The sequence below is a fragment of the Streptomyces sp. NPDC047841 genome (assembly GCF_040704085.1).
Lineage (GTDB): Bacteria > Actinomycetota > Actinomycetes > Streptomycetales > Streptomycetaceae > Streptomyces > Streptomyces argyrophylli.
Map to the genome: position 1 here is coordinate 78,746 of NZ_JBEYRP010000014.1, position 24,259 is coordinate 103,004.

At 73.9% G+C, this 24,259-nt stretch carries 23 protein-coding genes and 1 pseudogene; 13 read left to right on the forward strand and 11 right to left on the reverse strand.

Features of this window, described 5'->3' with window-relative positions; genetic code table 11:
* Positions 1-18 precede the first annotated feature (18 nt).
* The 8 genes from tal (at position 19) to AB0947_RS24165 (ending at position 9,162) form a co-directional block, all read left to right on the forward strand.
* A complete protein-coding gene (gene tal / locus AB0947_RS24130; RefSeq protein ID WP_366752418.1) occupies positions 19-1,164 on the forward strand; it encodes a transaldolase in 1,146 nt (381 codons plus the stop codon).
* The gene (gene zwf / locus AB0947_RS24135; RefSeq protein WP_366752419.1) at positions 1,161-2,750 is read left to right on the forward strand and encodes a glucose-6-phosphate dehydrogenase; all 1,590 of its coding nucleotides are present in this window, start codon (positions 1,161-1,163) and stop codon (positions 2,748-2,750) included. Before tal ends, zwf begins: the two co-directional genes overlap by 4 nt.
* Complete coding sequence (gene opcA, locus AB0947_RS24140) at positions 2,747-3,673, forward strand: glucose-6-phosphate dehydrogenase assembly protein OpcA (protein WP_366752420.1); 927 nt, start codon at positions 2,747-2,749, stop codon at positions 3,671-3,673. Before zwf ends, opcA begins: the two co-directional genes overlap by 4 nt.
* 1 nt (position 3,674) lies before the next feature.
* Positions 3,675-5,327 (forward strand): glucose-6-phosphate isomerase, encoded by a 1,653-nt coding sequence (gene pgi / locus AB0947_RS24145; RefSeq protein ID WP_366752421.1) that lies wholly within the window; start codon positions 3,675-3,677, stop codon positions 5,325-5,327.
* A gap of 2 nt (positions 5,328-5,329) precedes the next feature.
* Positions 5,330-6,208, forward strand: a complete 879-nt coding sequence (gene gnd, locus AB0947_RS24150; protein WP_366752422.1) for a phosphogluconate dehydrogenase (NAD(+)-dependent, decarboxylating) — start codon at positions 5,330-5,332, stop codon at positions 6,206-6,208.
* A 6-nt stretch (positions 6,209-6,214) separates the two neighbouring features.
* Positions 6,215-6,802: a histidine phosphatase family protein gene (locus tag AB0947_RS24155; protein ID WP_366752423.1), complete on the forward strand. Its 588-nt coding sequence runs from the start codon at positions 6,215-6,217 to the stop codon at positions 6,800-6,802.
* Positions 6,803-6,925: 123 nt separating this feature from the next.
* The gene (locus tag AB0947_RS24160) at positions 6,926-8,389 is read left to right on the forward strand and encodes a membrane-associated oxidoreductase (protein ID WP_366752424.1); all 1,464 of its coding nucleotides are present in this window, start codon (positions 6,926-6,928) and stop codon (positions 8,387-8,389) included.
* A gap of 107 nt (positions 8,390-8,496) precedes the next feature.
* On the forward strand, positions 8,497-9,162 hold the full coding sequence (locus AB0947_RS24165; RefSeq protein ID WP_366752425.1) for a TetR family transcriptional regulator: 666 nt from the start codon (positions 8,497-8,499) through the stop codon (positions 9,160-9,162).
* 5 nt (positions 9,163-9,167) lie between these two features.
* Here AB0947_RS24165 and AB0947_RS24170 read toward each other — a convergent pair whose 3' ends face one another.
* Positions 9,168-9,785 carry a TetR/AcrR family transcriptional regulator gene (locus AB0947_RS24170; protein ID WP_366752426.1) on the reverse strand — a complete coding sequence of 206 codons (618 nt, stop codon included), beginning with the start codon at positions 9,783-9,785 and terminating at the stop codon, positions 9,168-9,170.
* Between the two features lie 102 nt (positions 9,786-9,887).
* On the opposite strand from AB0947_RS24170, the gene AB0947_RS24175 reads away from it, so the two are divergent.
* Positions 9,888-10,766, forward strand: a complete 879-nt coding sequence (locus AB0947_RS24175) for an NAD(P)-dependent oxidoreductase (RefSeq protein ID WP_366752427.1) — start codon at positions 9,888-9,890, stop codon at positions 10,764-10,766.
* A gap of 31 nt (positions 10,767-10,797) precedes the next feature.
* Here AB0947_RS24175 and AB0947_RS24180 read toward each other — a convergent pair whose 3' ends face one another.
* Positions 10,798-11,235: a PPOX class F420-dependent oxidoreductase gene (locus AB0947_RS24180; protein WP_366752428.1), complete on the reverse strand. Its 438-nt coding sequence runs from the start codon at positions 11,233-11,235 to the stop codon at positions 10,798-10,800.
* A 93-nt stretch (positions 11,236-11,328) separates the two neighbouring features.
* On the opposite strand from AB0947_RS24180, the gene AB0947_RS24185 reads away from it, so the two are divergent.
* Positions 11,329-11,616 carry a hypothetical protein gene (locus tag AB0947_RS24185; RefSeq protein WP_366752429.1) on the forward strand — a complete coding sequence of 96 codons (288 nt, stop codon included), beginning with the start codon at positions 11,329-11,331 and terminating at the stop codon, positions 11,614-11,616.
* Positions 11,617-11,841: 225 nt separating this feature from the next.
* On the forward strand, positions 11,842-13,065 hold the full coding sequence (locus AB0947_RS24190; RefSeq protein WP_366752430.1) for a serine hydrolase domain-containing protein: 1,224 nt from the start codon (positions 11,842-11,844) through the stop codon (positions 13,063-13,065).
* 12 nt (positions 13,066-13,077) lie between these two features.
* On the opposite strand, the gene AB0947_RS24195 is transcribed toward AB0947_RS24190, so the two are convergent.
* The 4 genes from AB0947_RS24195 to ribA all read right to left on the reverse strand — a co-directional run bounded on the left by AB0947_RS24195 (position 13,078) and on the right by ribA (position 17,185).
* A complete protein-coding gene (locus AB0947_RS24195) occupies positions 13,078-14,235 on the reverse strand; it encodes a saccharopine dehydrogenase family protein (protein WP_366752431.1) in 1,158 nt (385 codons plus the stop codon).
* On the reverse strand, positions 14,232-15,290 hold the full coding sequence (locus AB0947_RS24200; protein ID WP_366752432.1) for a saccharopine dehydrogenase: 1,059 nt from the start codon (positions 15,288-15,290) through the stop codon (positions 14,232-14,234). The genes AB0947_RS24195 and AB0947_RS24200 overlap by 4 nt, the downstream gene beginning before the upstream one ends.
* Positions 15,287-16,432: an FAD-binding oxidoreductase gene (locus AB0947_RS24205; protein WP_366752433.1), complete on the reverse strand. Its 1,146-nt coding sequence runs from the start codon at positions 16,430-16,432 to the stop codon at positions 15,287-15,289. The genes AB0947_RS24200 and AB0947_RS24205 overlap by 4 nt, the downstream gene beginning before the upstream one ends.
* An 81-nt stretch (positions 16,433-16,513) precedes the next feature.
* Entirely contained in the window at positions 16,514-17,185 is a 672-nt protein-coding gene (gene ribA / locus AB0947_RS24210; protein WP_366752434.1) for a GTP cyclohydrolase II, read from the reverse strand.
* A 38-nt stretch (positions 17,186-17,223) separates the two neighbouring features.
* Here ribA and AB0947_RS24215 point away from each other — a divergent pair, with 38 nt between their 5' ends.
* Positions 17,224-18,000: a creatininase family protein gene (locus AB0947_RS24215; protein WP_366752435.1), complete on the forward strand. Its 777-nt coding sequence runs from the start codon at positions 17,224-17,226 to the stop codon at positions 17,998-18,000.
* 155 nt (positions 18,001-18,155) lie between these two features.
* On the opposite strand, the pseudogene AB0947_RS24220 reads toward AB0947_RS24215, so the two are convergent.
* The 5 genes and pseudogenes from AB0947_RS24220 to AB0947_RS24240 all read right to left on the reverse strand — a co-directional run.
* Positions 18,156-19,397 (reverse strand): annotated as a pseudogene (locus AB0947_RS24220) (lysylphosphatidylglycerol synthase transmembrane domain-containing protein); the annotation flags it as partial.
* Positions 19,394-20,386: a methyltransferase domain-containing protein gene (locus AB0947_RS24225; protein WP_366752436.1), complete on the reverse strand. Its 993-nt coding sequence runs from the start codon at positions 20,384-20,386 to the stop codon at positions 19,394-19,396. The pseudogene AB0947_RS24220 and the gene AB0947_RS24225, both read right to left, overlap by 4 nt.
* A gap of 179 nt (positions 20,387-20,565) precedes the next feature.
* Positions 20,566-21,747, reverse strand: coding sequence for a glycosyltransferase family 4 protein (locus AB0947_RS24230; RefSeq protein ID WP_366752437.1), 1,182 nt, complete (start codon positions 21,745-21,747; stop codon positions 20,566-20,568).
* Positions 21,744-22,142 (reverse strand): 6-carboxytetrahydropterin synthase, encoded by a 399-nt coding sequence (locus tag AB0947_RS24235; RefSeq protein WP_366752438.1) that lies wholly within the window; start codon positions 22,140-22,142, stop codon positions 21,744-21,746. Before AB0947_RS24235 ends, AB0947_RS24230 begins: the two co-directional genes overlap by 4 nt.
* 114 nt (positions 22,143-22,256) lie before the next feature.
* Positions 22,257-23,240, reverse strand: coding sequence for a zinc-binding alcohol dehydrogenase (locus AB0947_RS24240; RefSeq protein ID WP_366752439.1), 984 nt, complete (start codon positions 23,238-23,240; stop codon positions 22,257-22,259).
* A 107-nt stretch (positions 23,241-23,347) separates the two neighbouring features.
* Between AB0947_RS24240 and AB0947_RS24245 the strand changes: the two genes are divergently transcribed.
* Positions 23,348-24,112, forward strand: coding sequence for a CDP-alcohol phosphatidyltransferase family protein (locus AB0947_RS24245; protein WP_366752440.1), 765 nt, complete (start codon positions 23,348-23,350; stop codon positions 24,110-24,112).
* Positions 24,113-24,259: the final 147 nt, after the last annotated feature.

Here is a 24,259-nt window from a genome sequence, read left to right on the forward strand (position 1 = left end):
AGATGCACGACAAGAGAGATGAGCACAGTGACCGAAGCAATCCCCACCCCGGGAGCCCTCAAGCGCCTCGCCGACGAGGGGGTGTCCATCTGGCTGGACGACCTGTCCCGCAAGCGGATCACCTCGGGCAGCCTCGCCGAGCTGGTGGCGAGCGGAAGTGCCGTCGGTGTCACCACCAACCCGTCCATCTTCCAGGCCGCCATCGGCTCCGGTGAGGGCTACGAGGAGCAGCTGACCGACCTCGCCGTACGCGGGGTGACGGTCGACGAGGCCGTACGGATGATGACGACCGCCGACGTGCGGGACGCCGCCGACGTCCTGCGTCCCGTGTACGACGCCTCGGGCGGCCGTGACGGCCGCGTCTCCATCGAGGTCGACCCCCGGCTCGCCCACGAGACCGAGGCCACCGTCGCCGAGGCCAAGCAGCTGGCCTGGCTGGTCGACCGGCCCAACGTGATGATCAAGATACCGGCGACCAAGGCGGGCCTGCCGGCGATCACCGAGGTCATCGGGCTCGGCATCAGCGTCAACGTGACCCTGATCTTCTCCCTGGAGCGCTACCGCGAGGTCATGGCCGCCTACCTGGCCGGCCTGGAGAAGGCCCGCGAGCGGGGCGTCGACCTCGCCACGATCCACTCCGTGGCGTCCTTCTTCGTCTCCCGCGTGGACAGCGAGATCGACAAGCGGCTGACCGCCCTCGGCACCGACGAGGCCCTCGCCCTCAAGGGCCGTGCGGCCCTCGCCAACGCCCGCCTCGCCTACGAGGCGTACGAGGAGGTCTTCGCCTCCGGCCGCTGGGCGGCGCTCGCCGCGGACGGGGCGAACAAGCAGCGCCCGCTGTGGGCGTCCACCGGTGTGAAGGACCCCGCCTACAAGGACACCCTGTACGTGGACGAGCTGGTCGCGCCGGGCACCGTCAACACCATGCCGGAGGCCACGCTCAAGGCGGTCGCCGACCACGGCGAGATCACCGGTGACACGGTGACCGGCGGCTACGCGCAGGCCCGTGCCGACCTGGCCGCCATCGAGCGGCTCGGCATCTCCTACGACGAGGTCGTCCGGCAGCTGGAGAACGAGGGTGTCGCCAAGTTCGAGGTGGCCTGGCAGGACCTCCTGGACGCCGTTGCGAAGTCCCTGAAGAGCAAGGGAGTTGACGCCCGATGACCGAGAACGCACCCGCCCAGGCGCCCGCACCCGAGGAGGTGCGCGTGCCGGTGGCCCCGGCCGCCGACTGGGTGAACCCGCTGCGGGACGCCCGGGACCGCCGGCTGCCCCGCATCGCCGGGCCGTCGGGCCTGGTCATCTTCGGGGTGACCGGCGACCTGTCCCGCAAGAAGCTGATGCCGGCCGTGTACGACCTGGCCAACCGCGGTCTGCTGCCGCCGGGCTTCTCCCTCGTCGGGTTCGCCCGCCGGGACTGGGCCGACCAGGACTTCGCGCAGGTCGTGCACGACGCCGTGAAGGAGCACGCCCGCACCCCGTTCCGCGAGGAGGTGTGGCAGCAGCTCGCCGAGGGCATGCGGTTCATCCCCGGCGACTTCGACGACGACACCGCGTTCAAGCAGCTGAAGGACGCCGTCGACGAGCTGGACTCCTCCCGGGGCACCGGCGGCAACTTCGCCTTCTACCTCTCGGTGCCGCCGAAGTTCTTCCCGAAGGTCGTGCAGCAGCTGAAGAAGCACGGCCTGGCCAGCCCGCCGGAGGGTTCCTGGCGGCGCGCGGTCATCGAGAAGCCGTTCGGGCACGACCTGGACAGCGCGCGTGAGCTGAACACGATCGTGCACGAGGTGTTCGAGCCGGACCAGGTGTTCCGCATCGACCACTACCTCGGCAAGGAGACCGTCCAGAACATCCTGGCGCTGCGCTTCGCCAACCAGATGTACGAGCCGATCTGGAACCGGTCGTACGTCGACCACGTGCAGATCACCATGGCCGAGGACATCGGCATCGGCGGCCGGGCCGGCTACTACGACGGCATCGGCGCCGCCCGGGACGTCATCCAGAACCACCTGCTCCAGCTGATGGCGCTGACCGCCATGGAGGAGCCGATCGCGTTCGACGCGGAGGCGCTGCTCACCGAGAAGCTGAAGGTGCTGAAGTCGGTGCGGCTGCCGGAGGACCTGGGCCGGCACACCGTGCGCGGCCAGTACGCGGCCGGCTGGCAGGGCGGCGAGAAGGTCGTCGGCTACCTCCAGGAGGACGGCATCGACCCCAAGTCGAAGACCGACACCTTCGCCGCGATCAAGCTGGGCATCGACAACCGCCGCTGGGCGGGCGTCCCCTTCTACCTGCGCACCGGCAAGCGGCTCGGCCGCCGGGTCACCGAGATCGCGGTGGTCTTCAAGCGGGCCCCGCACTCGCCGTTCGACTCCACCGCCACCGAGGAGCTGGGGCAGAACGCGATCGTCATCCGCGTCCAGCCGGACGAGGGCATGACCGTGCGGTTCGGCTCGAAGGTGCCGGGCACGTCGATGGAGATCCGGGACGTCTCGATGGACTTCGCCTACGGCGAGTCGTTCACCGAGTCGAGCCCGGAGGCGTACGAGCGGCTCATCCTGGACGTACTGCTCGGCGACGCCAACCTGTTCCCCCGCCACCAGGAGGTGGAGGAGTCCTGGAAGATCCTCGACCCGATCGAGGACTACTGGGCGTCGCACGGCAGGCCGGCGCAGTACGCGTCGGGCAGCTGGGGACCGAGTGAAGCCGACGAGATGCTCGCACGAGACGGACGGAGCTGGCGCAGGCCATGAAGATCGACCTGACCGACACCACGGCAAGCAAGATCAACAAGGCGTTGGTGCAGGGCCGCCGCGCCATCGGGACGCCCGCCGTGGGCATGGTCCTGACGATGGTCATCGTCACGGACGAGGAGAACGCCTACGACTCGATCAAGGCGGCCGAGGAGGCCTCGCACGAGCACCCCTCGCGCACCCTGGTCGTCATCCGCAGGCAGGCCCGCACCCTGCGCGACCGCACCCACTCGCGGCTGGACGCCGAGGTCCGGGTCGGCTCCGAGGCCGGCACCGGCGAGACGGTGGTGCTGCGCACCTACGGCGAGGTGTCCGACCACGCCGACTCGGTGGTGCTGCCGCTGCTGCTGCCGGACGCCCCGGTGGTCGTGTGGTGGCCGGTGGACGCGCCCGAGGCCCCGTCCAAGGACCCGCTGGGCGCGCTCGCCCAGCGCCGGATCACCGACCTGTACGCCGTCGAGCGGCCGCTGGACGTCCTGAACGCCCGGGCCCGCACCTACGCCCCCGGCGACACCGACCTGGCCTGGACCCGGCTGACCCTGTGGCGGTCGATGCTGGCCGCCGCCATGGACCAGGCCCGCGTGAAGGTGACCTCGGCGGCCGTCGAGGCCGAGGCCGACAACCCCAGCGCCGAGCTGCTCGCCCGCTGGCTCCGGGTCCGCCTGGGCGTCCCGGTGGACCGGGTGCACAGCGCCGGCCCGTTCGTGACGACCGTACGCCTCGGCACGGCGAACGGCGAGATCGTCGTCGACCGCCCCGAGGGCCCGCTGGCCACGCTGACCCTGCCGGGCCAGCCGCCGCGCACCCTCGCCCTGAAGGTCCGCCCCACCTCCGAACTGATCGCCGAGGAACTGCGCCGCCTCGACGCGGACGAGATGTACGCCATCGCCCTCCAGGGCGAGGGCACCAAGGAGAACGCCTGAGATGGCCGAGTACCCCAAGCTCACCCACCGGCCCGAGTGGACGGCCCTCGCCGACCACCGCGCCCAGGGCCAGCCGCACCTGCGCGAGCTGTTCGCGGCGGACCCCGGCCGCGCCGAGCGGTACGTCGTGCGGGTCGGTGACCTGCACATCGACTACAGCAAGCAGCTGATCACCGACGAGACCCTGGCCCTGCTCCAGGAACTCGCCACCGCCACCGGCGTGTTCGCGCTGCGGGACGCCATGTTCCGCGGCGAGAAGATCAACCTCACCGAGCGGCGGGCGGTGCTGCACACCGCGCTGCGCGCCTCCCGGGACGCGGTGGTCGAGGTCGACGGCGAGAACGTCGTGCCGAAGGTGCACGCCGTGCTCGACAAGATGGCCGGCTTCGCCGAGCGGGTCCGCTCCGGCGAGTGGACCGGGCACACCGGCCAGCGCATCCGGAACGTGGTCAACATCGGCATCGGCGGCTCCGACCTCGGCCCCGCGATGGCCTACGAGGCGCTGCGCCCGTACACCGCGCGGGAGTTGACGTTCCGGTTCGTGTCGAACGTGGACGGCTCCGACCTGCACGAGGCCACCCGCGACCTGGACCCGGCCGAGACGCTGTTCATCGTGGCGTCCAAGACGTTCACCACGATCGAGACGATCACCAACGCCACCTCCGCCCGTTCCTGGCTGCTGAGGGCCTTCGACGGCGACGAGAAGGCCGTGGCGAAGCACTTCGTGGCGCTGTCCACGAACGCGGAGAAGGTCACCGAGTTCGGCATCGACCCGGACAACATGTTCGAGTTCTGGGACTGGGTCGGCGGGCGGTACTCGTACGACTCCGCGATCGGGCTCTCCCTGATGATCGCCATCGGCCCGGACCGGTTCCGCGAGATGCTGGACGGCTTCCGGATCGTCGACGACCACTTCCGCACCGCGCCCGCCGAGGCCAACGCGCCGCTGCTGCTGGGCCTGCTGGGCATCTGGTACGACAACTTCTACGACGCCCAGACCCACGCGGTGCTGCCGTACTCGCACTACCTGTCGAAGTTCACCGCGTACCTCCAGCAGCTGGACATGGAGTCCAACGGCAAGTCGGTGCAGCGCGACGGCAATCCGGTGGAGTGGCAGACCGGCCCGGTCGTCTGGGGCACCCCGGGCACCAACGGCCAGCATGCCTACTACCAGTTGATCCACCAGGGCACCAAGCTGATCCCGGCCGACTTCATCGGCTTCGCCCGGCCCATCGGCGAGCTGAGCGAGGAACTCAAGGCCCAGCACGACCTGTTGATGGCCAACTTCTTCGCCCAGACCCAGGCGCTGGCCTTCGGCAAGACCGCCGAGGAGGTCCGCGCGGAGGGCGTGGCCGAGGAGCAGGTCGCGCACCGCACCTTCCGCGGCGACCACCCCACCACCACCATCCTCGCCGCCGAGCTGACCCCGTCGGTGCTCGGCCAGCTGATCGCCCTCTACGAGCACAAGGTGTTCGTCCAGGGCGCGGTGTGGAACATCGACTCCTTCGACCAGTGGGGCGTGGAGCTCGGCAAGGTGCTCGCCAAGCGCGTCGAACCGGCCCTCACCGAAGGCGCGGACGTGCCGGGTCTCGACCCGTCCACCACCGCCCTCGTCGCCGCCTACCGCACTCTCAAGAACGCATCGGAGAACTGATCATGCAGCTCGGTCTCATCGGTCTCGGCAAGATGGGCGGCAACATGCGCGAGCGGATCCGCCGCGCCGGCCACACCGTCATCGGCTACGACCGCAACCCTGAGGTCTCCGACGTCAAGAGCCTCGCCGAACTGGTCGAGAAGCTCGACGCGCCCCGCCACGTGTGGGTGATGGTCCCGGCCGGCACGGCCACCCAGACCGTCATCGACGAACTCGGCGACCTGCTGTCCCCCGGCGACACCGTGATCGACGGCGGCAACTCCCGCTGGACGGACGACGAGAAGCACGCCGCCGCGCTCGGCATCAAGGGCATCGGCTTCGTCGACGCCGGTGTCTCCGGCGGTGTGTGGGGCCTGGAGAACGGCTACGCGCTCATGGTCGGCGGCGACAAGGAGAACGTGGACCGGCTCCAGCCGGTCTTCGACGCGCTCAAGCCGGACGGCCCGTACGGCTACGTCCACGCGGGCCGGGTCGGCGCCGGGCACTTCTCCAAGATGGTCCACAACGGCATCGAGTACGCCATGATGCAGGCCTACGCCGAGGGCTGGGAGCTGCTGGAGAAGGTGCACTCGGTGGAGAACGTCCGCGAGGTGTTCCGCTCCTGGCAGGAGGGCACGGTCATCCGTTCCTGGCTGCTGGACCTCGCGGTCAACGCCCTGGACGACGACGAGCACCTGGAGAAGCTGCGCGGCTACGCGGAGGACTCCGGCGAGGGCCGCTGGACCGTCGAGGCGGCCATCGACAACGCCGTGCCGCTGCCCGCGATCACCGCGTCCCTGTTCGCCCGGTTCGCCTCGCGGCAGGACGACTCCCCGCAGATGAAGATGATCGCCGCGCTGCGCAACCAGTTCGGCGGCCACGCGGTCGAGAAGAAGGGCTGACCTGCCGTGGGGGACCTCCTGCTGGTCCGCCACGGTGAGACGGAGTGGAGCCTGTCGGGACAGCACACCAGCTGGACCGACCTGCCCCTCACGGAGCACGGCGAGGAACAGGCCAAGTCCCTCGCCCCGCTCCTCACCGGACGGACCTACGCCCTGGCGCTCGCCAGTCCGCTGAGCCGCGCCCTGCGCACCGCCGAACTGGCGGGCATACCCGGGGTCGTGCCCGACCCCGACCTGCACGAGTGGGACTACGGCGGCTACGAGGGCATCACCACCGCCGAGATCCACCGTTCCCGGCCCGACTGGGACCTGTGGACCGACGGCGTGCCGCCCGGCCCCGAAGGGCACCCCGGCGAGTCGCCGCAGGAGATCGGCGCGCGCGCCGACCGGGTCCTGGCCCGCCTGTCCCCGGCCCTGGCCGAGGGCGACGTGGTCCTCGTCGCCCACGCCCACTTCCTGCGCGTGCTCACCGCGCGCCGCCTGGGCCTGCCGCCCGCCGAGGGCCGGCTGTTCCAGCTGGCCACCGGCACGGTCAGCCGTCTGTCGACGGAACACGACCGTCCGGTGATCACGGAGTGGAACGTCAGGCCGTAGCCGGCACCGCACAGCCGTGTGCCCCCGGGTCCGCCGACAGCGGAACCGGGGGCCCTCGTGTTCAACCCCCCGTCCGTCCGGGCGGATTGACAGCCGCCCGCCCCTCGGGTGAGAGTCCCGCTGGTGGAGATCAGCGACCTGACGGCGGCCGAGGAGCGGGTGTGGCGGGCCTTCCCGCGCGGGGAGGCCGTGGACTTCCGGGAGTCACCCGACGAGGACCCCGCCGACGGGGCGGACTGGGGCGCCGGACGGACCGTGCGGGCCCGGGTGCTGCGGGCACTGCTCCTCGGCGGCCCGCGGCAGGACGGCGAGACGGCCGCGCTCAGTCTGGCGGGCGCCCGGATCACGGGCCGGCTGGACCTGCAGTACGCGACCGTCGACCACCCCGTGCGGCTGCGACACTGCCACTTCGACGAGGCCCCGCGGTACCACGCCGCCCGGCTGCGCGAACTCAACCTCAGCGAGTCCGTCCTGCCCGGACTGGTCGCCCACGCCGTCCAGGTCGACGGTGCCGTGCGGCTGACCCGGGCCCGGTGCACGGGGATCGTGCGGCTGGGCGGCGCCCGGATCGCCGGCAGCCTGTACCTGGAGGGCGCCGAGGTGGCCGCGCCGGACGCGCAGGAGCCGGTGCTCCAGCTCAACCAGGCCGCGATCGGCGCCGACCTGTGGGCGCCGGGGCTGCGCACCCGCGGGCAGACACGGCTGAGCGGCGCGACCGTCGCCGGATCGGTCAACCTCGCCGAGGCCCGGCTCGACAACCCCGGGCACGCCGCGCTGGAGGCGGAGACCTTCGCCGTGGGCGGCGACATGCTGGTGCGGTACGCGCAGGTGCGCGGCTCGACGGGCCTGCGCGGCGCCCGGATAGCCGGACGGCTCGACCTGTCGTACACCGCCCTGTCGCATCCGGGCGGTTCGGCGCTGCGGGCCAGCAGCACGGCCATCGGCGAGCTGTGGCTGCGCAAGGGGCCGCCCATGGACGGCGCCCTCAACCTGCGCCGCGCGCAGATCGACGTCCTGTTCCTGGAGCCGGAGTGCGCGCCCGGCGAGGTGCTCCTCAACCACCTGTCGTACACCTCCCTGGTCCCGCACGAACCCGCCGAGCGCCGGCTGCCCGTGCTGGAGCGGGACCGCGACGGCTACACCCCGCACGCCTACGAGCAGTTGACGGCCGCCTACCGCCGCGTCGGCGACGACCACGCGGCCCGGCTGGTGCAGCTCGCCAAGCAGCGCCGGCACCGCCGCACGCTCCCCTGGTACGGCCGGCTGTGGGGCCTGCTCCAGGACGTCACCGTCGGCTACGGCTTCCGGCCGCTGCGCGCCGCCGGCTGGCTGCTGTCGCTGCTCGCGCTCGGTTCCGTCGCCTTCGCGCTGCACCACCCCCTGCCGCTGAAGGCGGACGAGGCCCCGCCGTTCCAGCCGGTGTTCTACACGCTCGACCTGCTGCTGCCGGTGATCTCCTTCGGGCAGGACTCCGCGTTCGCGCCGCGCGGCGGCTACCAGGTGCTCGCCTACGTCCTCGTCCTCACCGGCTGGATCCTGGCGACGACGGTGATCGCCGGCGTCACCCGCGCGGTCAGCCGCCAGTGAAGCCGCGCACCGCGTGCTGGGCCGCCGGGTGCCGGAGCCCTGCTTCTACAATCACCGGCACGCGTACGAGCGCGCCGCACCGGCGCCTCACGGCCCGAAGGACAGCGATGACCAGCGTCGACGAACCGGTACGACCCGGTGGGCGGGCGCGCGACGCCGCCCGCACCAAGGCCGAGATCCTCGACGTGGCCACGCAGGAGTTCGCGCGGGCCGGCTACGACGGCGCCCGCGTGGACGAGATCGCCGCCCGCACCCGTACCACGAAGCGGATGATCTACTACTACTTCGGCGGCAAGGAGCAGCTGTTCACGGCCGTGCTGGAGCGGGTGTACGGGGTGATCCGGGACGCCGAGCAGGAGCTGGACGTGGACCACCTGGACCCGGTGGCCGCGATCCGGCGGCTGGCCGAGCTGACCTTCGACCACCACGAGCGGCACCCGGACTTCATCCGGCTGGTCAGCATCGAGAACATCCATGGCGCCGAGCACATCGCGGCCTCCGAGAAGCTGGGCCGGATCGGCTCCCCGGCGCTGGACGTGATCCGCCGCATCCTCGCTGCCGGGCAGGAGTCCGGGCTGTTCACGGCCGACGTGGACGCGGTCGACCTGCACGCGATGATCAGCTCGTTCTGCTTCTTCCGGGTCGCCAACCGGCACACGTTCGGCGCCCTGTTCGGCCGGGACCTGGTGGACCCGGCGCAGCGTCAGCACTACCGGACCATGCTCGGTGACATGGTGATCGCCTATCTGACGGCGGAGCGGGCGGCCGGCTGACGGTTTCACGGGCGGGTGCGGCGGCCCTCGTCTCCGGGGCCCGTGGCGGCGTCCAGCAGGGGGCGCAGTTCCTCCACGACCGTCGTGAGGGGCCGTACGTCCCGCTCTGCGCGTGCCATCAGGATGGCCCCCTCCAGCGTGCTGATCATGAGCGTGGCCAGGGACTCGGCGCGGGCCGGGGGGACGCCCATGTCCGACAGCGCCTCGGCGACCGGGCCCCGCCAGGTCGCGAACGCGGTGGCCGCCGCCTCCCGGGTCGAGTCGCCGGACGTGGCGCAGTCGACCGTGGCGGCGGCGACCGGGCATCCCGCCGCGAAGCCGTCCGCCGCGTACTCGTCGGCCCACTGGGCGGCCATCGCCGCGAACAGGCCGCTCGGCGTCGGCCGGTCGAGCCCCGCGAGGAAGCGGGCGACCCGCTTGCCCGCGTACCGGCCGGCCCACGCGACCGCCTCGTTGACCAGCTGCTCCTTGCCGCCCGGGAAGTAGTGCTGGAGGGAGCCGCGCGGCGCGTCCGCGTGCGCGGCGACCTCGCGCATGCCGGTCGCGGTGACCCCCTGCCGCCGGATGAGCTGAGCCGCGCTGAACACCATCCGCTCCCGCGGTCCGCGCCGCGCCTGCGTCATCGTCGACCTCCGTTCCTCCGCCGCCACTGTATGACCGGCGTCATAGCGGCGGCTACTATGACCGTTGTCATAGTCGACCCGGGGCACGGAGGGCGGCCAGCCATGCACGTCGGATTCATCGGTCTCGGAGTGATGGGGCGGCCCATGGCCCTGCGCCTGGCGTCGGCCGGCACACCCCTGGTGGTCTGGAACCGGACCCCGGAGCGGGCGGAGCCGCTGCGCGCGGCCGGCGCCGAGGTCGCCGAGGACGCCGGCGAGGTGTTCGCGCGGGCCGGGGTGGTGCTGCTGATGCTCGCCGACGAGACGGCGACGGACGAGGTCCTCGGCCGGGGCACGCCCGCACTGGCCGCGCGGGTGGCGGGCCGGACCGTGGTCCACATGGGCACGACCTCGCCGGAGTACTCCCACGCCCTGGAGAGCGCGATCCGCGCCGCCGGCGGCCGGTATGTCGAGGCGCCCGTCTCCGGGTCCCGGGTGCCGGCGGAACAGGGGCAGCTGGTGGCCATGCTCGCCGGGGAGGAGGCCGCCGTGGCAGCCGTACGGCCACTGCTCGCGCCGGTGTGCCGGCAGGCGTTCGCGTGCGGTGCGGTGCCGGGTGCGCTGCTGATGAAGCTGGCGGTGAACATCTTCCTGATCACCCAGGTGACCGGGCTGACCGAGGCGTTCCACTTCGCCGAGCGGCAGGGCCTGGACCGCCGGCTGTTCCTGGACGTCCTGGACGCGGGCCCGATGGCCAGCGCGGTGTCCCGGATGAAGGCGCCCAAGCTGCGCGAGCGGGACTTCGCGGTGCAGGCGGCGGCGCTGGACGTGCTCAAGAACAACCGGCTGATCGCCGAGGCCGCCCGCAAGGCCCGTATCGCCTCGCCGCTCCTCGACGTCTGCCACACCCTGTTCGAGGAGACGGTGGCGCGGGGGTACGGCGGCGAGGACATGGTCGCCGTCCTGCGGGCGATCGAGACGCGCACCGCCGAGGCGCCGTGAGCGGGCGGGCGGCCGCGGGGCCGCCCCGGGGTCAGCCCTTCGGGATGCCGTACGCCCGCTCGACGCGCAGCCGGACCACCAGGCGGCGGTCGCGGACCATCGCGGCGCGGTAGTCGTCCCAGTCCGGGTGCTCGCCGAGGACGTCCCGGTAGAGCCGGATCAGCTCCTCGACGGTCTCGTCGTGCGGGTCGGCGGCGACCGGCGTCAGCTCGGCCGTGCCCTCGGCGACGGTGTACGCCCAGCGGTCGTCGCTGGTGACGTGGTACGAGGCGCGCGGGTCCCGGCGCAGGTTGCGGGTCTTGGCGCGGTCGTCGGTGACCGAGATCCGGATGATCCGCTCCTCGGGATCGTAGGCGTGGCTGACGTTGGACAGCTGGGGGCGCCCGTCGCGCCTGAGGGTGACCAGTACGCCGGCGTGTCCCGCGGAGAGGAGGCCGAGCAGCGCGTCCTGCGAGGAGTCCTGAGTCATACCCGGGTCAACCCCCGGCGGTTACCCGTCCATTCCCCCGCCGCCGGCGAGCAGGGGGCAGGAGAACTGCTGGGCGCCGGGTGCGGCACGGTGATGGTGGCGGCCACGCAGGTGATCGTGCGGCGGGCGGAGGTGACGGTGGCCGGGGTCGCGGGCGGGTTGCGGCAGACCGCGCTGAACGTCGGCCCCGCCGTGGGCGTGGCCTGCCCGACCGCCCTGCTGGGCACGGGCACCGGCCCGGCCCTGCTCGCCCTGGCGGCCCTGACCGCCCTCGCCGTCCCGGCGGCCCTCGCGCTGCCCGCCCGCGCTCGCCCCACCTCGCCGGCCGCGAGCACGCCCTCGCGGACACCGGCCCCGGCCGGTGCTCCCCCGCCCTCCTGAGAAGGACCGCCGCGAGAAGCCGGCCCCCACCCCGCCCGCAGCGCCGACCGGCCCCACGGGCGGCGCCCCCGGCCGGTGCCCTGCCCTCCACGCACAACGTCGAATCGATCACACACACCCCGGATGGGCCCCTCCCGACCAGGCGTCCTGCGCGACGATGAGAGGTGGGTGCGGGCCCGCGCGGGAGTCGGGACGCATCGGGGACGACGCGACCGGAGGAGAGCGATGGGACTGCTGCGACAGGACGTGGAGCCGGCGGAGGCGGGGCTGGACGCCGAGGCGCTGGACCGCCTGGACCGGCACTTCGCCGAGCACGTCGACGCGGGACGCCTGCCCGGCTGTCTGGTGGCCGTGGCCCGCGGCGGCCGGGTCGCGCACCTGACCACGTACGGTCTGCGGGACGTGGCCGCCGGGCTGCCGGTCGAGCCGGACACGCTGTGGCGGATCTACTCGATGACCAAGCCGGTGACCGCGGTCGCGGTGCTGCTGCTGGTGCAGGAGGGCCGGCTGTCCCTGGACGACCCGCTGGAACGTCATCTGCCCGCCTTCGCCGACCCCCGTGTGTACGTGGAGGGTTCGGGCGCCGGCGTGCGCACCCGCCCGGCCGCCGGTCCGATCCTGATCCGGCATCTGCTCACCCACACCGCGGGCCTGACCTTCGGCTTCTACCACCGCCACCCGGTGGACGCGCTCTACCGCGAGGCGGGCCTGGAGTACTCGGTGCCGCCGGGCAAGGACCTCGCGGAGACCGTCGAGGTCTACGCGCGCATGCCGCTGCAGGCCGACCCGGGCACCCAGTGGAACTACTCGGTCGCCTCCAACGTGCTGGGCCGGGTCATCGAGGTGGTCTCGGGGCAGCCGCTGGACGCGTTCTTCGCCGAGCGGATCCTCGGCCCGCTCGGCATGACCGACACCGGCTTCCACATCACGCCCGAACAGGCGGGCAGGCTCGCCGAGTTGTACGGCGAGACGGACGAGGGCGGGATCGAACCGGTGCCGGGCCTGCCGGTGCGCGGCCGGCCGCGGTTCCTGTCGGGCAGCGGCGGCCTGGTCTCCTCCGCGTACGACTTCCACCGGTTCATGGAGATGCTGCGCCGCGGTGGCGAGCTGGACGGCGTACGGCTGCTCGCGCCGGGGACGCTCGCCCTGATGACCCGCAACCAGCTGCCGGGCGGGGCCACCATCCGCTCCTTCGGCGCCCCGGTCCACCGGGAACCGGCCATGGACGGCCTCGGTTTCGGCTTCAACGTCTCCGTCGTCACCGACCCGGCCCGCACCCTGGCCCCGTCCCACCCGGGCACGTACGGCTGGACCGGCGTGGCCACCACCGCGTTCTGGGTCGACCCGGCCCACGACCTGACCGTGCAGTTCATGAGCCAGGTGCGCCCGAAGAGGCTGAAGGTGTTCCCCGAGCTGCGGCGGCTGGTGCACGCGGCGGTGACGGACTGACCCGGCGGCCGGCTACTGGCCCAGGGCAAGGGTGAACTCCATCCCGTCGTCGGCGAGTTCGGCCAGCCACCGGTCCGCGCGCTGGGCGGTCCCCGCCGCCCGGTGCAGTCCGGCCCGCAGGCTGCCGTCCAGGATGTGCCGGACGCCGAGGGCGAGCGGGCGGGAGACGCAGCGGGCCATCGCGGACTCCTCGGCGTCACCGGTCAGGTCGAGCAGGTAGGCGCCGGTCCAGGGCCGGCCCTCGCCCGCTTCGACCGTGAGGGAGACGGAGAGCACCACCCGGTCGCGGTCGGCGTCCGTGATCGGGTGGGCCGCCGCCAGCCGCCGTGCCAGCGCGGCGATCCGCTCGTCGTCGCCCGTCGTCAGCTCCTCGAAGACGGGCTGCCACGCCTTCAGCCAGCCGTCCAGCCGGAGGGTGCCCCGGACGAAGGTGCGCGGGGTCCAGGCGGCGGGCAGCCCGTACTGGGCGACGAAGGGGGTGCTGTCACGGTTGGGGTAGGCCTCGAAGGTCTCGCCGTCCAGGACGAGCGGGCGGGTCGCCTCCCAGGGCCGGCCCGCCGTGGTCTCGACGCCGTCCTCCAGGTACCGGGCGGGCGAGCGCAGGGCGCCGAGCACACCGAGCGGCGCCCAGCTGAAGCGGTAGCGGAAGTCGTTCGGCACGGCCGGGACGCCGCCGCAGTACGAGGTGAGCCGGTAGGCGGCCGGGGTGTGCTCGCCGACGCGCGCCCGGGCCCGGCCGACGAGGCTGTGCGCGAAGAGGTGGTCGATGCCCGGGTCCAGCCCGGTCTCGGTGAGCACGACCAGGCCCGCCGCCCGCGCCGCCTGCGCGTGCGCCAGCAGCTCCGGTGAGACGTAGCTGGAGCAGGCGAAGTGCGCCCCGGCCCGCACGCAGACGGCCAGCAGCCCGGCGTGCTCCGGCGCGGGCAGCATCGACACCACGACGTCGCCGGGCTCCAGCGCGGCGGCGAGGGCGTCCGGGGCGGTGAGGGCGCGTGGCTCGGCCCGTCCCGTCAGGCCGAGGCCGGCCAGCGCCCCGGCCGCGCGGTCCTCGGTGCGGTGCCACAGCAGCACCCGGCCGGCCGTACGGCACAGCGCGGCGAGCCCGCTGCCGGTGGACAGTCCTGCGCCGATCCAGTGGACGGTTCCGCTCGCCGGGACACGGTCGGTCATGGGTGCGACTCCCCTTGGTGGATGCCGAGTTCACGGCAGGCCTGGTGGAACCGTTCGAGACAGCGGCCCCAGGCGCCGCCGGGGCCGAAGGCGAGCAGCTGCGGCAGCAGGGCCGCCGAGAAGTCGACGCTGGACTCCCGGGGCAGCAGCGACGGCAGGTTGTCGATGGCGATCAGGTCCAGCGGCGGCTCGGCGCGCAGGCGGCGCACGGGCTCGGCCCAGTCGGTCGTACGGTCGTAGACCGGCAGGACGTTGAACGGTCCGCCGACGTCACAGGTGACGTCGCACAGGGTGCGCAGCCGGCGGGCCGGGGAGTCGAGGTCCTCCTCGCGCAGGAACGGCGGGACCAGGCTGGTGGCGAGGACCGCGTTCACCATCGCGTCGTGCCCGAGCAGGGCCCGCCGGTCCAGGTCGCGGGTCTCCGCCAGGTCCCAGCGGGTCGCCTCGACACCCGCCGTGCCGAAGGCCGCCGACGCGCCGCGCCCGCTGCGCCCGAGGGCGCCGATCACCAGCGCCGTGAACTCCGTGTCCCCGGCCGCCGGGCGCAGTACGGCGTCCAGGTCGTCCTTCGTCGTGGGGGTGAGCGGTGCCGCCAGCCGGCCGCGGTGCTGGAGCACGGCGAGCGCGGCGCCCAGGTACCCCGCCCAGTAACCGAAGGCGGCGAGCCGGCGGCCCTCGTCGTCCACCAGGTACTCCAGGTCGAGCAGCGCCCCGCCGCCGGCCGCGAACCGGCGCAGCAGCCCGGCGGCGCCCGGCTGCTGTTTGTAGGCGTGCCCGAAGAAGATGTGCCGGTGGACCAACTCGGCGGGTTCGTCGGGGAGTTCCTTGAGGCCGAGGATCACGGTGCCGCGGGGTGCCGCCGCCCAGGAGCCCGCCGGGGCGCGGCGGCAGCCGGCCGCCTCGTACTCGTCGGTGGGGAAGATCCGCTGCGGGGACTCCTCGACGGTGAGCGTGACTCCGCTGTCGACCAGGCGGCGGGCGTCGGCGGGGACGACGGGCGTGCGCCGTTCGGTCGTACGGGGCTCGTGGCGCAGCCACAGGTGGAGCTCGGTCATACCAGGTTGGCCTCCGGGCGCGGGGCGTCGGCCGCGAACCGGCCGGCGCTCAGCGGGCTGATGTCCAGGAAGGGTACGCGGCCGAGGTACAGGTCGCGGATCACCTCGCCGACGGCGGGCCCCTGGAGGAAGCCGTGCCCGGAGAAGCCGGTCGCGTACAGGAACCGGGACACGTGCGGTGCCTCGCCGATCAGGGCGTTGTGGTCGGGGGTGTTCTCGTACAGGCCCGCCCAGCCGCCCGTGCGGGGCGCGTCGAGGAGGGCGGGGGCGCGCCGCCGCATCGCCTCGGCGAGCCGCGGGATCCACCGGTCGTGGGTGTCGGTGGCGAAGCCGGGCCGCTCGTCGGGGTCGGACATGCCGAGCAGCAGGCCGGGGCCCTCGCGGTGGAAGTACAGGCTGGTGGTGAAGTCGATGGTCATGGGCAGCGTGGGCGGCAGGCCCGGCACCGGTCCGGTGACGGCGATCTGCCGGCGCAGCGGCCGTACCGGCAGCTCCACGCCCACCATGGCGCCGACCGCGCGGGACCAGGCGCCGGCCGCGCAGATCACCGTGCCGGTCGCGATCCTGCCGAGGGTGGTGGCGACCGCGGTGACGGTGTCGCCGCGCAGTTCGATGCCGGTGACCTCGGTGTGGCGCAGGATGCGGGCGCCATGGGCGCGGGCGGCGGTCGCGTAGCCGTGGACGACCGCCTCGGGGGTGCAGTGGCCGTCGTCCGGGGAGTACGCGGCGGCCAGCAGGCCGTCGGTGCGGATCAGCGGGGAGAGCCGGCGGGCCTCCTGCGGGGTGAGCAGGCGGCTGGGCACCCCGAGGGAGTTCTGCAGCCGCACCCCCGCCTCGAAGGAGGCCACCTGCGCGGGCGTGGAGAGCAGGAACAGGTAGCCGGCCCGGTGCAGCCCGATGTCCTGCCCGACCTCCTCGGCGAACCGGCCGAACGCCTCCAGGCTGCGCGCCCCCAGCCGGATGTTCAGCTCGTCGGAGAACTGGGCCCGCACTCCGCCCGCGGCCTTCGAGGTGGAGCCGGCGGCGAGTTGGTCCCGTTCGACGAGGACGACGTCCCGGACGCCGGCGCGCGCCAGGTGCCAGGCGATGCTCGTGCCCATCACCCCGCCGCCGACGATGACCACCTCGGCCCGAAGGTCCACGCCGCCGCCTCCTCCACCGCGCCGTACGTCCGTCGCCTGATCCTTTCCGGATCCCGGCCCGCCGAACCGGCGAGGGGGCGTTCAGGAGCCGTGGGCGACGGCGTCCAGATGGGGCAGGTGGTGGTCCATCCGCTCCCGCTTGGTCCGCAGGTAGGTGATGTTGCTCTCGCACGGCTCGATCAGCAGCGGCACCTGCTCGGCGACCTGGACGCCGTGCCGGACCAGCGCCTCCCGCTTGCGCGGGTTGTTGGACATCAGCCGTACCGAGCGGACCCCGAGGTCGCGCAGGATCTCGGCGGCCACGCCGTAGTCGCGGGCGTCGACGGGCAGGCCCAGCGCGAGGTTCGCCTCCACGGTGTCCAGGCCCTCCGCCTGGAGCGCCATCGCGCGCAGCTTGGCGAGCAGGCCGATGCCGCGGCCCTCGTGCCCCCTCAAGTAGACGACGATGCCGCTGCCTTCGGCGGCCACCGCGCGCAGGGCGGCCTCCAGCTGGTCCCCGCACTCGCAGTGCCGGGAGCCGAACGCGTCCCCGGTCAGGCATTCGGAGTGCAGCCGGGTCAGCACGTTGTCGGTGCCGATCTCGCCGTACACCAGGGCCACTTGCTCGTCACCGCGGTCGTGGTCGAGGTAACCGACCGCCTGGAAATTCCCGTACACGGTGGGCAGCGGTGCATTCACGACGCGTTCCGCGCCGGAACGCCGCGGGGACTTCTTGCCCAGTACGCCGATGTTGACGCCGGTGTTTTCTGTCATGATCTGATTCCTCAACAGAGACGAAAGGCCGTGAAAAGATGAGTGGTTCGGGCGCGCGGACGGCGGCGTACGGGGTGGTGAGCGGCGTGCTGCCGACGGACACCACCGAGGACGTACGGACCCGGGGGGCGGGCGTGTCAGCACAGGTCGCCGTCCTTCCCGTCGGGAGCTTCGAACAGCACGGTCCGTTCCTTCCGCTGGCGACCGACACGCTGGTCGCCTGCGCCGTGGCGCGCGAGATCGCCGCCGCGTACCCGGTGCACCTCCTCCCTCCGGTGACGGTCTCCTGCTCGCACGAGCACGCGGCCTGGCCGGGGACCGTCAGCATCTCCGCCGTGACCCTCCACGCGGTGGTCTCGGACATCGCGGCGTCGCTGCGCCGTTCGGGCGTCGGCGCGCTGGTCGTCGTGAACGGGCACGGCGGCAACTACGTGCTGGGCAATGTCGTCCAGGAGGCCTCCGCGCGCGGTGAGCGGATCGCGCTGTTCCCGGCCGCCGAGGACTGGGAGGCGGCGCGGGAACGGGCCGGGGTGGTCACCTCGCTGCTCACCGACATGCACGCGGGAGAAATCGAGACCTCGATTCTGCTGCACGCTCACCCCGAATTCGTCCGCCCTGGTCACGAGTCCGCCGATTTCGTCGCCGACGACCGTCGCCATCTGCTCACCGTGGGAATGTCCGCCTATACCGAATCGGGTGTCATCGGCCGTCCTTCCCTGGGTTCGGCGGAAAAGGGGAAGGAACTGCTGGCGAGCCTGGCGGAATCCTTCGGCCCGTATTTCCGGCTGCTCACCCCGGCGCCGGACCGGGACTGACCCCGGCCGGCGGCCGCCTGCCGACCGGGACCCGTGGGGGCGGCCCCGGTCGGCGGGCGGTCGTCGGGGGCGGCGGTGGCGGACGGTGCGGGGGCCGGCCCGGTGCGCAGGGTGCCGTACCAGCGCAGGACGAGGACCACGGCGCCGGGCAGACTCGCTACGAAGCTCAGCACGCCGTAGACGACGGCGACCGCGACACCGGTGTCCGCGCCGAGCCCCGCCGCGCCGAACGCCCACGCGGTGACGCCCTCGCGGGGGCCGAAACCGCCGACGTTCAGCGGCAGTCCCATGGCCAGCAGCGCCAGCACCGCGAGCGGCAGCAGCACCGCGGCCGGAGCGGTGGAGCCGGCCACCCGGGCCGCCACGACGAACATGACCAGGTGCCCGGCCAGGACCACCGCGGAGGACAGCGCCACACCCGGCCCGCTGCGCCGGGACGCCAGTCCCCGGCGGGCCTCGCCGAGGGTCCGGCGCAGCGCGCCGTGCCGGCGGGCCGGCGGACGGTTCATCCGGACGGCGAGCACGACGGCCAGCGCGCCGGCTGCGGCCGCCACCGCGAGCGGGGCGAAGGCACGGACCTCGGCACGCACCGGCGACGGCAGGGTCAGCAGCACCGCCGCGCCCGCCACGGCCAGCGCGAGCTGCCCGGCGACCCGCTCCAGTACGACCGCCTTCACCCCGCGCCGTACGTCGCCCGCGCTCTGCCCGTGCCGGACCGCGCGGTGCACGTCGCCCAGGATGCCGCCGGGCAGGGCCGCGTTCAGGAAGAGCGCCCGGTAGTAGTCGGCCACGGCCGCTCCCAGCGGCAGCCGCAGCCGCAGGCCCCGGGCCACCAGCTGCCAACGCCACGCGCTGCACACGGTGGTGACCCCGCCGATGGCCAGGGCCGCCAGCACCGACACGGTGTCGATCCGCCGCAGCCCGTCCAGCAGGGCACCGGTACCGAGCCGCCACAGGAGCGCGCCGAGGATGCCGGCCCCGACGAGGCTGCCGACGTGGGTACGGAGGGCCCGGGGGCCGCGGCGCCGGGGGGTGGGGGGAAGGTGGGGCTCCGCCGGTGCCGGGTCCGGCCGCGACGCCGCCGCGTCCAGGAGGAGCGTTTGCGGCACGCGGGAGCGCACGGGCGCCGGATCGGGCGCCGCGCACACCGGTTCCGCCGGTACCGGGTCCGGCCGCGTCGCCGCCGGGTCCGGGGCCGCCGTGTCCGTGTGAAGCTCCCGCCCCCGCGGCACGCGCGCGTGCGCGGGAGCCGAGCCGGGTGCCGCGCACGCCGGTTCCGCCGGTGCCGTACGCACGCGCGTGCCGGTGTCCTCGCCCGCCGTCGACGTACGCGCGTCCGTGGCCGTGACCTCCCCGGCCGGCACCCTCGTGCCCGTCGCCGTCGTCCGCCCGCTCACGCCGCCGCGCCCCTCGGCCGGGGCAGGGCCAGCAGGTCGGTGTGGTGGACGGTGACCCGCAGCGCGCCGGCCGCGCAGTCGGCGAGCCGGGCGTTCAGGTACGCCTCGGCCCGGTCGCCGAGTTCCGGCCGCTGTTCGACGGCCGCGCCCACCCAGCCGCGCAGCCACTGCCCGGTCAGTGCGGCCTCCTCGGCGCCGAGCCGCCAGGGGCTCGCGTGCACCCGGACCGTGGCCCCGCGCTCGGCGAACGCCTCGCAGGCCACGGTGACCGCGTCCGGGCCGAGGAGCCCGGCGCGCCGCTGGTGGGCGTTGAACGCCTCGGCGATCTCGGCGTCCAGCGGGTCCTGCGGGGCCAGTTCGACGCGTCCGGCGACGGAGAGGGTGAGCAGCGCCGGGCAGCCGGCACCCGTGCAGGCGTCCGCCAGGGACTCGATCTCCTCCCGGGTGAGCACGTCGAGCAACGCGGACGCGGTCACCAGCGAGGCCCCGCTCAGCGCGTCCGGGGTGAGCCGGGCGACGTCACCGCGCCGGGTCTCGACCGTGACGCGGCTGCCGTCGGCGGCGGCGCGCGGGGAGGCTGCGGCGGCGAAGTGCAGCAGGTAGGGGTCGCGGTCGTGCAGGATCCAGTGCTGGGCGCCGTCGAGCCGGGGTGCGAGCCAGCGGCCCATCGAGCCGGTGCCGCAGCCCAGGTCGTGCACGACGAGTCCGCCGGAGCGGCCCGGCAGACCGGCCAGCCGGATCCGCAGCGGGTCGAGCAGTTCCCGCGCGCGGGCCGCGGCGTCGGCGCCTTCGCGCAGTCTCAGCCACTCGGGCGCGTACCGCGGGGGCTCCTCCGGGTCGCCGTCCCGCAGCCGTACGGTGGCCTGCTCACCCGGGCCGGCCACGGGCCCGGCACCGGCGATGACCGGACCGGCGGCGCTGGGCGCCCCCTCCCCGGCGGGGTCCCCGGCGCGCGCCTGCGCGTCCAGCTGCGTGCCCACGGTCTCCACGCCCGGTACCTCCTCGCTCCGCGCACGCGCGGCTTCCCGTACGAACTGCCCGGCCCGGGGTCCGGGCCGAGCCGGGACCAGGCCGTATGCACCCGGTCGGACGGCCACGTCACCGTCCCCCGGTCCCCTCGTCTCCGCGCGGACCGGCCCTCTCTCCCCGCCCGCGTCCCGGTGCCCGTTCACGCCGTCCTCCGCGGTGGTTCCGGGAGGCGGCCGAGGACCGTCGCGAGGCTGCGGGCGGTGGCGGCCCAGCCGTCGAGGGCGGCGCGGCGGCCGCGGGCGGCGGCCTTGAGGCGGCGGCGCACGTCGGGTTCGCCGAACCAGCCCCGCAGTTCGGCGGCGAGCGCCGCGGGGTCCTCCGGCGGGACGAGGATGCCGGGCACCCCGCCGTCCGGGGCGCGGCCGACCGCCTCGGGCAGTCCGCCGACGTCGGTGGCGAGGACGGGGATGCCCCGGGCGAGGGCCTCGGTGACCGCCATGCCGTAGGTCTCGGCGTAGGAGGTGAGGACCATCAGGTCGGCGGCGGCGTAGGAGGCGTCGAGGTCGGCTCCGGAGCGGGGGCCGGTGAGGCGCAGGCGGTCGGTGAGGCCGTACCCGTCGATCAGCTCCCGCAGGCGGGCCACGTACGCGGGGTCGTGGCCGAGGCCGCCGACGCACTCGCAGGTCCACGGCAGGTCCCGGACCGCCGCGAGGGCCTCCACCAGCCGGTGCTGCCCCTTGCGCGGGGTCACGGCGGCCACGCACAGCAGCCGGGAGACGCCGTCGGTGCCGGGGGCGAGGGGCGCGATGTCGGCGCCGGGCGCGGCCACGTGCACCCGGTCGGGGGCGAGTCCGTGGTGGGAGACGAGCCGGCGGACCGCCCAGTCGCTGGTGGCGATGACCGCGGGGACCGCCCGCAGCACCGTCCGCTCGCGCGCGTCCAGGCCGGCGGCGACGGCCGGGTCCAGGCCGGTCTCGTCACCGAGGGGGAGGTGGACGAGGACCGCGAGGCGCAGGCGCCGTGCCTCGGGGACGACGGTCTCCGGGACTCCGCAGGCGACCAGGCCGTCCAGGAGGACGACGGAGTCGTCCGGGAGGCTCCGGAGCGTGCGGGCGAGCGCGTCGCGGGCGGCGGCGTCCGGGCGCGGCCAGGTGCCGGGCACGGCGTGCCGGGTGACCTGCCAGCCGAAGCCGGGCAGGTCCAGGCAGATCCGGCGGTCGTAGGCGTTGCCGCCGCTGGGCGCGGCCGGGTCGTCGACGCCGCCCGGCATCACGAAGTGCACACTGCGCAGGGACATGGGGATGATTCCGGCGTTCGGGGCGGCGGTGGGCTGCGCGGGCACGTACCTGAGGCGGGCCCGCTCCACGGTCAGGTCGGTCACAGACCACGCTCGTGACTCGCCCAGGCGATGTGCGACTCGTGGAGCGTGACGGTGATCCCGGCGAGGCCCTTGGCGCCCTCGCCGAGCGCGCCCTTCGCGATCCGCTCGGCGAGCCGGTCGGCGATGACCCCGGCCAGGAACTCGGTGGAGGTGTTGACGCCGGCGAACTCGGGTTCGTCGTCCAGGTTGCGGTAGTTCAGCTCCGCGGTGACGGTGCGCAGTTCCCGCGTGGCCAGGCCGATGTCGACCACGATGTTGTCCTCGTCCAGCTGCTCGCGGCGGAACGTCGCGTCCACGAGGAACGTGGCGCCGTGCAGGCGCTGCGCGGGTCCGAAGACCTCGCCGTGGAAGCTGTGGGCGATCATGATGTGATCGCGGACGGTGATGCTGAACAACGGACGACCCTCCAGGTGCGGCGCGTCTGGTCCCCCGCCCTGCCCGCCGGGGGATGCCGTGTAGTACGGCTCCCCGCCGCCCCCTGTTCAGCCGTCGCTCACTCTTTTCTCAGGTCAGGCCGTCCCCGTGTACCTGACCCGGTGGCACAGGGCAGGGATCTCACCGGACACCAGCCTGGGCATCACGTCCGGGAGTTCCTCGAAGGCGCTCTCCCCGGTGATGAGCGCGTCCAGCGCCGGGTCGGCGAGCAGGTCCAGGGCGAGCGCCATCCGGTCGGCGTAGGTGCGGCCGGAGCGGGCGGCCGGGGAGACGGTGCCGACCTGGCTGCCGCGCACGGTGAGCCGGCGGGAGTGGAAGGCCTCGCCGAGCGGCAGGGTCACGCGCCGGTCGCCGTACCAGCTCAGTTCCACGACCGTGCCCTCGGGGGCGAGGAGTTGCAGGGCCCGGGTGAGGCCGGCCTCGGTGGCGCTGGCGTGGACGACGAGGTCGCAGTCGCCGAGGGCGTCGGCCGGTGCGGCGAAGTCGATGCCGAGGGCCTCGGCAGTGCCGGCGCGGGCCGGGTCGGCGTCGACCAGTTGGAGGCGGACGCCCGGGAAACGGGCGAGCAGCGCGGCGACCGAGCAGCCGACCATGCCGCCGCCGACGACCGCGATCCGGTCGCCGAGCAGCGGGGTGGCGTCCCACACGGCGTTGACGGCGGTCTCGACGGTCCCTGCGAGCACGGCCCGCCCGGCGGGCACCCGCTCGGGCACCACGGTGACGGCGCTCGCCGGAACGACGTACCGGCTCTGGTGCGGGTAGAGGCAGAAGACGGTACGGCCGGTCAGTGCGGCCGGGCCCGCCTCGACCACGCCGACGCTGAGGTAGCCGTACTTCACCGGTGCCGGGAAGTCGCCCTCCTGGAACGGCGCCCGCATCACGGTGTGCTGGCTCTCCGGCACGCCGCCCCGGAAGACGAGGGTCTCCGTGCCCCGGCTGACTCCGGAGTACAGCGCCCGTACCAGGACCTCGTCCTCGCCGGGCTCCGCGAGGCTGACGTCGCGCAGCTCTCCGTGGCCGGGCGAGCGGAGCCAGAACGCGCGGGCCGAACGGTTCATCGGCATCCTCCTGAACGATCGGGAAGTTGTTCACGTACCGAGTTGTGCACAGGCCGCGCACAGTACGCGGCGTTGATCGTCTCTGTCACTCGGCCGGAGGATGCGCGGTGGCCCTGAACAACACGTACGACGCGAGGCTCCAGCAGGAGACCGCTCTGGGAGCGGGAGCGCAGATCCTGCTGCTGGCCCTGCTCGGCCCGGCGATCGGCATGGGGCCGGTGGGCTGGCTGACGGGGCTCGCCTTCGCGTTCGCCACCTGGGCGGTCCTCTCCCGCGCCGTGCACCGCTCCCGGCTGCGTTCCTTCGGCCCCGCGAACCGGGTCACGCTGGGCCGGGCCACCTTGGTCGGCGGGGTGACCGCGCTGGTCGCGGACTCCTTCGAGAGCGCGCCGCCGGTGACGCTGCTGGTCGCGCTGACCGCCGTGGCCCTGCTGCTGGACGGCGTGGACGGCAAGGTCGCCCGCCGCACCGGCACCTCCTCCGCGCTCGGGGCGCGCTTCGACATGGAGGTCGACGCGTTCCTCATCCTGGTGCTGAGCGTGTACGTGTCCACGCAGCTCGGCCCGTGGGTCCTGCTGATCGGCGGCATGCGGTACGCGTTCGTCGCCGCGGCCCGGCTCGCGCCCTGGCTGACGGCCCCGCTGCCGCCGTCGTTCGCCCGCAAGACCGTGGCGGCGATCCAGGGCATCTGCCTGCTGGTCGCGGGCGCGGAACTGCTGCCGGCCGCGGCCAGCCTCGCCGTCGTCCTGCTGGCGCTGGGTTCGCTGGTGTGGTCCTTCGGACGGGACGTGCTGTGGCTGTGGCGCACCTCGCGGACCGCACGTCCGGCACCGACGCGGCCGGCACGGGAACTGGTCCCGTCGGGCCGCTGAGGGGCGGCGCCGCGGACCGCCGGTGCCGCGGAGGGCCGGTGCCGCGGAGGGCCGGTGGCACTGACGCCCGGCGCCACCGACGGCATCCGGCACCCCTGCCGGCCGATGCCAGCCGATGCCGGCCGAGACCACCTGTCTTCCCCGATC

Bases quoted from the DNA above. Each gene is read 5' to 3' on its own strand.
- tal (WP_366752418.1), top strand. From the start codon at position 19: ATGAGCACAGTGACCGAAGCAATCCCCACCCCGGGAGCCCTCAAGCGC.
- zwf (WP_366752419.1), top strand. From the start codon at position 1,161: ATGACCGAGAACGCACCCGCCCAGGCGCCCGCACCCGAGGAGGTGCGC.
- opcA (WP_366752420.1), top strand. From the start codon at position 2,747: ATGAAGATCGACCTGACCGACACCACGGCAAGCAAGATCAACAAGGCG.
- pgi (WP_366752421.1), top strand. From the start codon at position 3,675: ATGGCCGAGTACCCCAAGCTCACCCACCGGCCCGAGTGGACGGCCCTC.
- gnd (WP_366752422.1), top strand. From the start codon at position 5,330: ATGCAGCTCGGTCTCATCGGTCTCGGCAAGATGGGCGGCAACATGCGC.
- AB0947_RS24165 (WP_366752425.1), top strand. From the start codon at position 8,497: ATGACCAGCGTCGACGAACCGGTACGACCCGGTGGGCGGGCGCGCGAC.
- AB0947_RS24170 (WP_366752426.1), bottom strand. From the start codon at position 9,785: ATGACGCAGGCGCGGCGCGGACCGCGGGAGCGGATGGTGTTCAGCGCG.
- AB0947_RS24175 (WP_366752427.1), top strand. From the start codon at position 9,888: ATGCACGTCGGATTCATCGGTCTCGGAGTGATGGGGCGGCCCATGGCC.
- AB0947_RS24180 (WP_366752428.1), bottom strand. From the start codon at position 11,235: ATGACTCAGGACTCCTCGCAGGACGCGCTGCTCGGCCTCCTCTCCGCG.
- AB0947_RS24185 (WP_366752429.1), top strand. From the start codon at position 11,329: ATGGTGGCGGCCACGCAGGTGATCGTGCGGCGGGCGGAGGTGACGGTG.
- AB0947_RS24190 (WP_366752430.1), top strand. From the start codon at position 11,842: ATGGGACTGCTGCGACAGGACGTGGAGCCGGCGGAGGCGGGGCTGGAC.
- AB0947_RS24195 (WP_366752431.1), bottom strand. From the start codon at position 14,235: ATGACCGACCGTGTCCCGGCGAGCGGAACCGTCCACTGGATCGGCGCA.
- AB0947_RS24200 (WP_366752432.1), bottom strand. From the start codon at position 15,290: ATGACCGAGCTCCACCTGTGGCTGCGCCACGAGCCCCGTACGACCGAA.
- ribA (WP_366752434.1), bottom strand. From the start codon at position 17,185: ATGACAGAAAACACCGGCGTCAACATCGGCGTACTGGGCAAGAAGTCC.
- AB0947_RS24215 (WP_366752435.1), top strand. From the start codon at position 17,224: ATGAGTGGTTCGGGCGCGCGGACGGCGGCGTACGGGGTGGTGAGCGGC.
- AB0947_RS24240 (WP_366752439.1), bottom strand. From the start codon at position 23,240: ATGAACCGTTCGGCCCGCGCGTTCTGGCTCCGCTCGCCCGGCCACGGA.